9 protein-coding genes and 1 riboswitch are annotated in these 11,703 nt (G+C 37.3%); of the genes, 3 read left to right on the top strand and 6 right to left on the bottom strand.

From position 1 onward, the window contains the following. Window positions 1-289 precede the first annotated feature (289 nt). Both VF726_RS24630 and rlmD read right to left on the bottom strand, forming a co-directional pair. Entirely contained in the window at window positions 290-1,279 is a 990-nt protein-coding gene (locus VF726_RS24630; RefSeq protein ID WP_440172817.1) for a tRNA dihydrouridine synthase, read from the bottom strand. A gap of 96 nt (window positions 1,280-1,375) precedes the next feature. Further along, window positions 1,376-2,752: a 23S rRNA (uracil(1939)-C(5))-methyltransferase RlmD gene (rlmD, locus tag VF726_RS24625; RefSeq protein ID WP_440172816.1), complete on the bottom strand. Its 1,377-nt coding sequence runs from the start codon at window positions 2,750-2,752 to the stop codon at window positions 1,376-1,378. Between the two features lie 121 nt (window positions 2,753-2,873). Beyond that, window positions 2,874-2,975, top strand: a riboswitch (purine riboswitch). A 202-nt stretch (window positions 2,976-3,177) separates the two neighbouring features. Here rlmD and VF726_RS24620 point away from each other — a divergent pair. The 3 genes from VF726_RS24620 to VF726_RS24610 all read left to right on the top strand — a co-directional run bounded on the left by VF726_RS24620 (window position 3,178) and on the right by VF726_RS24610 (window position 6,978). Then, a complete protein-coding gene (locus VF726_RS24620) occupies window positions 3,178-4,374 on the top strand; it encodes a NupC/NupG family nucleoside CNT transporter (protein ID WP_429601772.1) in 1,197 nt (398 codons plus the stop codon). 175 nt (window positions 4,375-4,549) lie between these two features. Next, entirely contained in the window at window positions 4,550-5,632 is a 1,083-nt protein-coding gene (locus VF726_RS24615; protein ID WP_440172815.1) for a polysaccharide deacetylase family protein, read from the top strand. A 116-nt stretch (window positions 5,633-5,748) separates the two neighbouring features. Beyond that, window positions 5,749-6,978, top strand: coding sequence for an aminopeptidase (locus VF726_RS24610; protein ID WP_440172814.1), 1,230 nt, complete (start codon window positions 5,749-5,751; stop codon window positions 6,976-6,978). Between the two features lie 40 nt (window positions 6,979-7,018). Here VF726_RS24610 and VF726_RS24605 read toward each other — a convergent pair whose 3' ends face one another. From VF726_RS24605 to gabT, 4 genes are all read right to left on the bottom strand, one after another. Beyond that, on the bottom strand, window positions 7,019-7,342 hold the full coding sequence (locus tag VF726_RS24605) for a DMT family transporter (protein ID WP_000263262.1): 324 nt from the start codon (window positions 7,340-7,342) through the stop codon (window positions 7,019-7,021). Between the two features lie 47 nt (window positions 7,343-7,389). Next, window positions 7,390-8,841, bottom strand: coding sequence for an NAD-dependent succinate-semialdehyde dehydrogenase (gene gabD / locus VF726_RS24600; RefSeq protein ID WP_212955688.1), 1,452 nt, complete (start codon window positions 8,839-8,841; stop codon window positions 7,390-7,392). Further along, complete coding sequence (locus tag VF726_RS24595; protein ID WP_061655290.1) at window positions 8,834-10,201, bottom strand: sigma-54 interaction domain-containing protein; 1,368 nt, start codon at window positions 10,199-10,201, stop codon at window positions 8,834-8,836. Before VF726_RS24595 ends, gabD begins: the two co-directional genes overlap by 8 nt. A 117-nt stretch (window positions 10,202-10,318) precedes the next feature. Beyond that, window positions 10,319-11,683 (bottom strand): 4-aminobutyrate--2-oxoglutarate transaminase, encoded by a 1,365-nt coding sequence (gabT, locus tag VF726_RS24590; RefSeq protein WP_440172813.1) that lies wholly within the window; start codon window positions 11,681-11,683, stop codon window positions 10,319-10,321. Window positions 11,684-11,703: the final 20 nt, after the last annotated feature.

Genomic DNA, 11,703 nt, shown 5'->3' with positions numbered 1-11,703 from the left:
TTTTTTAAAACCAACAAATACTATAAATTTACTGCGCTATCATTGTTAATTCGACAAAACATTTCATATTTCTCACTATTATAATGTTTTTTATAAATTTAATATAGGAATTAATTTAATATTTTTATTACTAAGTTGTAGGATAAATACTTTGTCATTACTAGAGGTCACACACAATTTTTTTCGCTACGAAAATTTATTTACTTAAAATAAAAAAACAGATGGGAATCCCTACTCATCTGAGTCAAGATTCTCATCTGTCTATTCACACTATCTCTACTTCGGGGAGTTATACCGTTTCACTACCTTCTACCACATTCACACTCGCCTCAAACTTATCAAGCAATGTACGCACTTCATTCGTTGATTTTGTGCTCATCAATTGATTTCTTAGTTCAGCAGCTCCAGGGAAGCCTTTTACATAAATTTTGAAGAAGCGATGTAGTCCTGTGATGGAGCGTGGTAATACTTCTGCATATTGATCTTGAAGATCAAGTTGTAGTCTTAAAAGATCTAGATGTTCTTTACTGCTATGCTCTCTTGGCTCTTTTTCGAAAGCAAATGGATTTTTAAAGATTCCTCGTCCAATCATGACGCCATCAATGCCGTATTTTCCAGCAAGTTCCAGCCCAGTTTTACGGTCAGGGATGTCACCATTTATTGTTAGGAGCGTATTTGGTGCAATACGATCACGTAATTTTTTAATTTCCGGAATTAGCTCCCAGTGCGCATCGACTTGGCTCATTTCTTCTCTTGTACGTAAGTGAATAGAAAGGTTTGCAATATCTTGTTTGAAAATGTGCGTTAACCAATCTTCCCACTCACTTAATTCTTTAAAGCCAAGTCTTGTTTTTACGCTGACAGGTAGTCCGCCCGCTTTTGCTGCTTGAATAAGTTCTGCCGCAACGTCTGGACGTAGAATAAGGCCACTACCTTTTCCTCTTGATGCTACGTTCGGTACAGGGCAACCCATGTTAATGTCGATGCCTTTAAATCCTAACTCTGCCATACCAATACTCATTTGACGGAAATATTCAGGATTATCTCCCCAAATATGCGCCACGATCGGTTGTTCATCTTCTGTAAAAATTAAACGACCACGTACGCTTTTCATACCTTCTGGATGACAATAGCTATCTGAGTTTGTGAACTCTGTGAAGAATACATCTGGACGACCAGCTTCACTTACTACGTGACGGAAAACAACGTCTGTTACATCTTCCATTGGTGCAAGTACGAAAAATGGTCGTGGTAAATCACGCCAAAAATTATCTATCATTTCAAATTCAAATCCTCTCACTATGAATACAATTTCAAACTCTCAATAAACCAAAAAGCAGATGGTATAGATTTTCCTATATCAACTGCTTTCCTATTATACCAACTTAAGCCAAGCTACACACTCTACATGAGTCGTATGCGGGAACATATCAACAGGTTGTACTTCCTGCGTTTTATATCCGCCTTCTTCTAGTACTTTTAAGTCTCGCGCTAATGTTGCTGGGTTACATGATACGTATACGACGCGTTTTGGTTTCATGTCGATGATTGTGTTAAGTAGTGCCTCATCACAACCTTTACGCGGTGGATCTACGACCATTGTGTCAGCAATTACGCCTTCTTTGTACCATTTTGGAATGACTACTTCTGCTTCTCCTACGCCAAATTCAGCGTTTGTCATGTTGTTTAATGCTGCGTTTCGTTTTGCGTCTTCGATTGCTTCTGGGACGATTTCAACGCCGTACACTTTTTTTGCTTTTTGTGCTAGGAATAAGGAGATTGATCCAATTCCGCAATAGGCATCGATTACTGTTTCGTTACCATCTAATTTTGCGTATTCTAACGTTTTATCGTACAGCACTTTCGTTTGTTCTGGGTTTACTTGATAGAATGAACGTGCTGAAATCGCAAATTTAATATCACCGATAAAGTCATAAATATATTCTGATCCGTACAGTACTGTCGTTTTGTCTCCGAAGATTACGTTTGTACGTTTCGTGTTTACGTTTTGAACAATGGATTTTACTTCAGGGAATTTCGCAGCAATTTCTTCAATAATAGCTTTCTTGTTTGGCAGTTCTGCTGTACGAGTAATGAAGACAAGCATAATTTCCCCTGTTACTTGTCCGTAACGAGCCATTACGTGACGAAGTGTTCCTTTGTTGCGCTCTTCGTTGTATGCTGAAATACCATGTTTTTCACAAATACGTTTTACTTCTTGAATTAATGTATCGTTTTCTTCTGCCTGAATTAAACATGATTCCATATTAATGATGTCATGTGTTCCTTGGCGATAGAAACCAGCTACAAGTCCACCTTCACGTTCTCCAATTGGTACTTGTGCTTTATTACGATATACCCATGGGTTTTTCATGCCAAGTACAGGATGAACAGGAACATCACTTAATCCGCCAATGCGCTGCATAACGTCACGTACTTGTTTTTCTTTCGCTTGTAATTGTCCTTCATATGTTAAGTGCTGAAGCTGACAACCGCCGCACTGATTGTACACTGGGCATTCTGCATCTTTACGATACGGGCTCTCTGCATGAAGCTTCATTAAACGACCGAATGCGAAGTTTTTCTTCACTTTAATAATTTTAATTTGTGCTTCTTCACCTGGTAATCCGTTTTTAACGAAAATAGGATAGCCTTTTACTTTCGCAACACCGGCACCATCATGTGTTAAATCTTCAAATACTACATCTATAAACTCGTTTTTTTCAACTGGTGGCGTCATTTTTGTACTCATTTTCCGACCTCTCTTTTTCATAACACTGCGTTACATTTTATCATACTTATATGGTCTATTTCTATCAGAAGAAAAAAAGCTATTGACGATAGTTCTCTGTTAATGTTACGCTACTACTAATTTAATACGGACGATGTTACCTCATATATACTCGATAATATGGATCGAGAGTTTCTACCCGGCAACCTTAAATTGCTGGACTATGGGGAAAACTAATGAATATTAGCCTATGCGCAAAAAAGGACTCATATTGATTAGCTTTCTCTCATAGATGAAAGTGAATCCATATGGGTCTTTTTTTATTTTTATTTTTCTAAAAGGTCAGACATCTTACGTATGACATAAAACTTCTTTGTTTTATTTTTAGTAATATAACGAGCGTTTTATGTACAAACTTTATACGAACTTCTGAAAGGGGCAACTACATGCAATATGTAATGAGCATTATCGGTATTCTTGTCGTTTTAGGTTTATGCTTTGCTTTGTCAAACAATAGAAGTAAAATCAACTTCCGTGCAATTGCTATTATGATTGGTTTTCAAATTTTAATCGGTTGGTTTATGTTTGGCACAAAGATTGGTCAACAAATCATTATTTTCATTGGTAAAGTTTTCAACAAACTAATTAAACTTGGTACGACAGGTGTCGATTTTCTCTTTAATGGAATTCAAAGAGATTTTGTCTTTTTCTTAAACGTACTATTAATTATCGTATTTTTCTCAGCACTACTTTCTATCTTTAGTTACTTAGGTGTTTTACCATTCATCGTTCGCGTTGTCGGCGGTGCCATTTCAAAAATTACTGGTTTACCACGCGTTGAATCATTCCACGCAGTAAACTCTGTATTCTTCGGTTCAAGTGAAGCGTTAATCGTTATTAAAAATGATTTACAACATTTCAATAAAAACCGTATGTTTATCATTTGTTGTTCTGCGATGAGCTCAGTTTCTGCTTCTGTTACAGCATCATACGTAATGATGTTAGATGCAAAATATGTACTAGCAGCTCTTCCGCTAAACTTATTCTCAAGCTTAATCGTTTGTTCGCTATTAACACCAGTTGATACGAAGAAAGAAGATGAAGTGATTCAAAAATTCGATAGAACTTTATTCGGTGACAGCTTTATCGGTGCAATGATTAACGGTGCGCTTGATGGTTTAAAAGTAGCTGGTATCGTTGCCGCATTAATGATCGCCTTCATCGGTGTGATGGAAGTTGTAAACTACGTAATTAGTGCAGCTTCAGGTGCAATGGGATATGCTGTTACGTTACAACAAATCTTCGGTTATATACTTGCTCCATTCGCATTCTTAATGGGTATTCCAACTCAAGATATTATCCCAGCTGGTGGTATTATGGGTACGAAGATTGTATTAAACGAGTTTGTAGCAATTCTTGATTTAAAAGATGTTGCAGCAACATTATCTCCACGTACAGTTGGAATCGTTACAGTATTCTTAATTAGCTTCGCAAGTATCAGTCAAATTGGTGCGATTGTAGGTACAATCCGTGCCCTTTCTGAAAAACAAGGAAGCATCGTTTCTAAATTTGGTTGGAAAATGCTATTTGCATCAACACTTGCTTCTATTTTATCTGCAACAATTGCTGGATTGTTTATTTAATAAAAAATCACCTTACTCGTTGAAGTAAGGTGATTTTTTTATCTATTGTTACTTTTCTCATTCCATACATTTTCTTCAAATGCTATGATGAACAAGGGTATATCCCCACCTCTCTTACAGCGGTGGGGATTTTAAATGTAAGTATGCAACATAATACACAATAGAAGGTGATTTTATGAGAAAATACGCAGCAATCGCTTTATGCACATCTGCTATTCTAGCAGGTTGTACTACTAGCAATGTAAGTCAAGAGCCTAAAAAAGAGAAAAAGGTTCAAGAGACTAAAAAACAAGAAGTGACCGTACAAGAACAAGGGAAAATTTCTTATAACCCAATTACATATGAATCTACTAACACTACTATTCACATGGCAGATATAAAAGATACTTTAACTGAGGTACAATATAAAATTTGGCGAACTGCTGACGGAAAGGAAACTGCTAAATCCTTATCTTCAAAAGAAAGGGAAAAGCAATTTTCACTTCCTTTTGACCTAAAAGAATTTGAAGGAAAACGCGGTGAGTTCCAAATTGAAGCAATAGGAATAAAAGAAGATGGGAAAACCATTCCGCTCACAAAATCTACTATTACTTTCGAGCAAAAGGTTCCCGTTCTTATGTATCATGCAATCGATGATTATCACGGACAAGGCATTAAAGATTTATTCGTCTCACCCGCTAACTTTGAAGCCCAAATGAAATATTTAAAAGACAACGGTTATACATTACTAACTTTCGAACGTTGGGGCGATATTAATAAAGTAAATAAACCTATCTTCGTTACATTTGATGACGGTATGAAAAATAATATGAATGCATTTCATGTTTTACAAAAGCTAAAAGACGATATGTTTAAACCTACAGCAACAGAATATATGATTGTTGATAACGTTGATGTAGAAGGATCACTATCTACATCTGACATAAAAGAAATGGTTGATTCTGGCATTTTCTCTATGCAATCTCATACTGCAACACATGCAGACTTGCCGAAAATTACAAACTATGAAGAAGAATTAAAAGAATCAAAGGAGAAGCTAGAGAAAATAACAGGTAAGCCTGTTATTGCAGTTGCTTATCCATTCGGCCATGTAGATGATAAAGTCGTTGCAGAAACGAAGAAATATTATCAATTTGCAACGACAACAAAACCCGGAAAATTCATTACAAAAGGTGAACCCGATGAGTTGTTAAAAATGAAGCGTGTTCGCATACATCATACAACAACCGTAGAACAATTCGCTGCTTCGATTAAATAAAAAAGAGAGCTCAATATATTTTGAGCTCTCTTTTTACGCTATATTTATATATATTTTTTGAATTTTCTTGTATTATATATAGTAAGAAATCTTTCAAATTAAAGGAGATTATACATATGTCATTTGAACAAACGTTAGAGAAATATGCTGCCCTTGCAGTCAATGTTGGTGTTAATATTCAACCAGGACAAACTTTATCAATTAGTGCACCTCTTGAAGCTGTACAATTTGTACGCCTCGTTACAGAAAAAGCATATAAATCTGGTGCAAAACACGTATATGTGGATTGGAATGATGAGACGTTAACACGCTTAAAGTTCGATCTAGCTCCTGAAGAAGCATTCGCTGAGTTCCCATCTTGGAAAGCACACGCTCGTGAAGAATTAGCAAAAGAAGGCGCTGCATTTATGTCTATTTATGCAGAAAACCCGGATTTATTAAAAGGTGTAGAAGCAACGCGTATCGCAACAGCTCATAAAGTAGCTGGTGAAGCAATGAAAGTATACCGTGATTACGTACAAGCTGATAAAGTAAGCTGGTGTGTCATTTCTGTCCCTACAAAAGAATGGGCTGCGAAAGTATTCCCTGACGTTGCACCAGAAGAACGAGAAGCAAAACTATGGGATGCTATTTTCAAAGCTACTCGTGCTGATTTAGAAAATCCTGTGGAAGCATGGAAAGAACACGATAAAACGTTACATACAAAGGTTGATTACTTAAACGAAAAACATTATAAAGCCCTTCACTATACAGGTCCTGGAACAGATTTAACGATCGAACTTCCAGAAAAGCATGTATGGGCTGGTGCTGGTAGCTTAAATGAAAAGAACGTACCATTTATGGCGAACATTCCAACTGAAGAAGTATTTACAATGCCGCTTAAAACAGGTGTAAACGGTCAAGTATCTAGTACAAAACCGTTAGCATTTGCAGGTAACATTATCGATAACTTCACGTTAACATTTGAAAACGGACGTATCGTAGACTATAAAGCTGAAACTGGCGAAGAGGCTTTAAAACATTTAGTAGAAACAGATGAAGGTTCTCACTACTTAGGAGAAGTGGCTTTAGTACCTCATGACTCACCAATTTCAAACACAAATATTTTATTCTACAATACACTATTTGATGAAAACGCATCTTGCCACCTTGCAATCGGAAGTGCTTATGCTTTCAACTTAGTTGGCGGAAAAACAATGTCTAAAGAAGAACTTGCTGAAAACGGAGCAAACACTAGTATTACACATAACGACTTCATGATCGGATCAGCCGAGCTTGATATCGATGGTATTACAGATGACGGAAGACATGAACCAATCTTCCGTAAAGGTAACTGGGCATTTTAATACAAATAAAAGGCTATCTTCCACATCGGAAGATAGCCTTTTATGATGCCGATGAAACCTTAAGCCCAATTACACCTAAAACGATAAAGAGAATACAAAATGCTTGGAATAAGCTAATGTGCTCTTTAAAGAAATATACGCTAATGATTGTAATAAGTAATGTTCCTACCCCAGACCAAATAGCATAAGCGATACTTAAATGAATTTTTTTGACAACGATAGCAAATACGCTGAAACAAATCCCATAAAATACGAAAATAAGTACACTTGGAACGAGCTTTGTTAAACCATTCGATAATTTCATTGCAATTGTTCCAGCTACTTCAAAAATAATTGTTACGAGTAATAATAGCCAATATACCATACTAGAATCTCCTTCTCTGTTACCTTATAGAGATTCTAGTATACTACTTATAGTCCTAATGAAATATATTTAATTTCTAAATACTCCTCGATACCGAAATGGCCTCCTTCACGGCCAATACCACTCTCTTTAAAGCCACCGAACGGCGCTTGTGCAACCGATGGAAGTCCATCATTTAAACCGATAATTCCGTACTCTAGCGCTTCGCTAATTTGGAATGCTTGACTAATATCTTTTGTGAAAATATAAGCAGCCAATCCATATGGTGTATGATTTGCACGTTCAATTACTTCTTCCACTGTTTTGAATTTCGCAACTGGTGCAACTGGTCCGAATGTTTCTTCATTCATACAAAGCATTGTATCGTTCGCCAATCCAATTACAGTTGGTTGCATAAAGTGTCCATCTAGCTCTGCAACCTTTTGGCCACCATATAAAACTGTTCCACCTTGTTTAATAGCATCTTCAATATGTTCCTGTACTTTCGAAACTGCATTCTCGTCGATAAGTGGTCCTACAGTCGTTCCGTCACCGAAACCGTCTCCTACTTTCAACTGCCCTACTGCCTTTTGGAACTTCTCTGCAAATACTTCGTATACTTCTTCTTGAACGAATACTCGGTTTGTACATATACACGTTTGTCCTGCGTTACGGAATTTCGAACCGATTACCGCCTCTACCGCTTTATCTAAGTCCGCATCGTTCATAACAATAAACGGCGCGTGACCACCTAACTCAAGTGAAACCTTTTTCATCGTTTGTGCAGCACTGGCCATTAATTCCTTCCCAATTTCCGTTGATCCTGTGAAGGAAACCTTTCGAACACGTCCATCTTCCATCCACGTATCCGCAATTGCTTTCGCACTACCTGTTACAATATTTATTACACCTTTTGGAATGTCCGCTTCATGAGCTAATTCAGCTAATTTCAGCGCAGTTAACGGCGTTTGACTTGCAGGTTTTACAACTGCCGTACATCCTGCTGCAAGCGCCGGCGCTACCTTTCTCGTAATCATAGCAGCTGGGAAGTTCCAAGGTGTAATAGCTGCCATAACTCCAACTGGTTGCTTCATAACTAAAATACGTTTATTCGGATGAGAAGCAGGAATCATTTCACCGTATACGCGTTTTCCTTCTTCTGCATACCATTCAACAAAGCTATTTGCATAATTCACTTCACCAAGTGCTTCTGCAAATGGCTTTCCTTGTTCTCTCGTCATAATCGCTGCAATCTCTTCTTTATTTTCATCAATAAGCGTGAACCATTTCTTTAACTTCACTGCACGATCTGCTGCTGTTAACTTAGACCATGATTTAAAAGCTTCATGGGCAGCATCAACAGCTTGCTTTGCCTCTGTTACCCCACCCTTTGGTACCGTCGCAAATATTTCCTTCGTTGCTGGATTGTTTACTTCGATTTGTTCTTGCAATGTAATCCACTCACCATTTATATACATCGCCTTTTTCTCTACATTTACAAACGTCGCTTTTTTATCCAATGTTTTCTTCCTCCTCTATAAGTTTCTTTATTTTCCTCGTGGCAGCAGATTGACTTATTTTTAAAAACTCCGCTACTTTATAACTCGATCCATATGTTTTATATGCTTTCAAAATAATATTCCGTTCCACTTCTTCTAACATTTTATAGAGACTTTGACCGGACTGTTCAACCGTTGATTCTTGCATCGCTATTGGCAAATCTTCTATCGTCACGATATCATCAGCAGTTATAACTATTCGCTCAATCACATTTTCAATTTCTCGATTATTTCCTTCCCACGGGTAACCAACAAACATTTGCAATGTGCTAGGCGCTAATTTTACATTCCGGCCATATTTCTCGTTAAAGTGCTGTAAATAATGATAAATGAGCGGTAAAATGTCTTCCGTTCTTTCCCTGAGTGGTGGAATTACAATTGGAATGACATTCAGACGATAATATAAATCTTTCCTGAATGTTCCTTGTTTCACCATCATACTTAAATCTCGATTTGTTGCCGCTACAATTCTAACGTCCACCTTTTTTAATTCTCTTCCGCCTATAGGTCGAAACGTTTTTTCTTGCAACACTTGCAAAAGCTTCGCTTGAATTTCAAGCGGCATTTCGCCAATTTCATCTAAGAAAAGAGTTCCTTTATGCGCGGATTCTAATAGTCCCTTTTTTCCTTCACGATTCGCACCTGTAAAAGATCCACCTGAGTATCCAAAAAGCTCTGATTCAATTAAATTTGTTGGCAATGCCGCACAGTTAATTTCATAGAAACTTTCATTCTTCCGGTTACTCACTTCATGTAAATGACGTACTAATCGACTCTTCCCTACTCCTGTCTCACCTAAAACTAGAACAGTACTATCTACTACAGATACTTTTTTAATTGTCTCGACTATTTTTTGCATAGCGATACTTTTAAAAATAAGCCCTTCATGTTCATATGTTTCTCTTAATTCTTTTTTATATGTTTTTAACTGATTATCCATTTCCTCTACCTTTTGACGTAATTGGTAGAGCTCTGTAAGATCACGGGAGTAACTAATTACTCTTCTTAAATTTCCTTCATCATCAAAAACAGGCCTTGTACGAACGTGTAAATACTCTCCTGATTTTGTCGTTTGGACGAGTTCAATCGGCCTCTTTTTTTCAATTACTTCTAACGTAGCCGATGGATAAAAGATACCATCCTTCTGCAACTCTTTTACATGCTTACCTACTAACTCTTTAGCAGCTAATTGATAGTGCCTTTCACATGTACTATTTACACGCACAACGATTCCCTTTTCATCAGTCACAAAAATTTCGTCAAACGCATATTCAAATACATCTTGTAAATCCATTAACACTCGTTCCTTTTCTGCAACCATCCTAGCCACCCCTAACTTCCAAAATCCATCGATTCACTTCACTACCTTTATTATAAAGTGAATTTTCTGCATTTTATATAGAGTCAGCTAGAATGTTTGCGATTTATTATTTAGCTTTTAAACACGAGCAGTATTTGCTTTCTCATAACAGACTTGCAATGATTCTTCAATGATTGCTAATCCTTCTTCGAGTTGCTCATCTGTAATCACTAATGGCATTAACACACGAATAACATTACCGTATGTCCCTGCTGATAGTAGAAGTAAGCCGCATTTGTTTGCTTCTGCGCACAAGTTAGCCGTTAACGTTTTATCTGGTGCTTTCGTCTTACGGTCTTGAACGAGCTCGAATGCACACATTGCCCCTAAACCGCGCACATCACCGATGCAATTATATTTATTTTTCATCTCTTCAAACCGATTCATTACGACTTTTCCTAATTCTATCGCTCTATCATTTAAATTCTCTTTTTCTATTACATCAAGTACTGCTAACGCTGCCGCACATCCTAGTGGGCTTCCTGCATACGTTCCACCAAGCTCTCCCGGCGCAGACTCATTCATAATTTCCTTTCGCCCAATCACACCACTAATCGGTACACCAGCGCCTAATGATTTAGATACCGTAATTAAATCTGGAACGACATCATAATGATCAATGGCAAAGTATTTTCCTGTACGGCTAAACCCTGTTTGAATTTCATCCGCTACAAATAAGATGCCGTGTTCTGAACAAATATTGCGTACTGCTTGAACAAACTTCTTACTTGGAACGATAAATCCACCTTCCCCTTGAACAGGTTCCATTACAACAGCTGCAATTGTTTCTGGTGCTACTTCTGATATGAAGAAGTTCTTAAACTCTTCAATCATAAAGTCATCGTACTGCTCTTCCGTTAGTCCTTCTGGGCGACGATATTCGTACGGGAATGGTGCTTTATATACTTCAGGAGCAAATGGACCAAATCCAAATTTATATGGTTTTACTTTACTTGTCATCGTCATTGTCATTAATGTACGACCGTGGAATCCTTTAGAAAATGCAATGATACCAGGTCTTTTTGTATATTTACGAGCGATTTTCACTGCATTCTCAACCGCTTCTGCACCACTATTTAAAAATAGTACTTGCTTATCAAAACTTCCTGGCGCTAATGCCGCAAGTTTTTCTGCTAATTCAATATATGGCTCATACATCATGACATTAAATCCAGTATGAATGTATTGATCTACTTGTTTATGAAGCGCTTCTTTCACAGCTGGATGACAATGTCCTACGTTAATTGTTCCAATTGCTCCCGCGAAATCAATGTACTGATTATCATCAACATCTGTTACAAGAGCACCATTTGCAGATTGTACAAACGTTGGGATGCCGTTACTTACTCCTTTTGGTACTATATTTTGGCGGCGTTCTAATAAAGACGCTGCTTTCGGTCCAGGAATTTGTTCATTTACTTTAGCAAATTTTTTTGTGTTCATTACGTACCCCATCCTTTTCT

The sequence above is a fragment of the Bacillus sp. Brlt_9 genome (assembly GCF_051948935.1).
Taxonomy (GTDB): Bacteria; Bacillota; Bacilli; order Bacillales; family Bacillaceae_G; genus Bacillus_A.
Note: the sequence above shows the minus strand (reverse complement) of the source record. Positions and strands in the feature narration are given on the sequence as shown.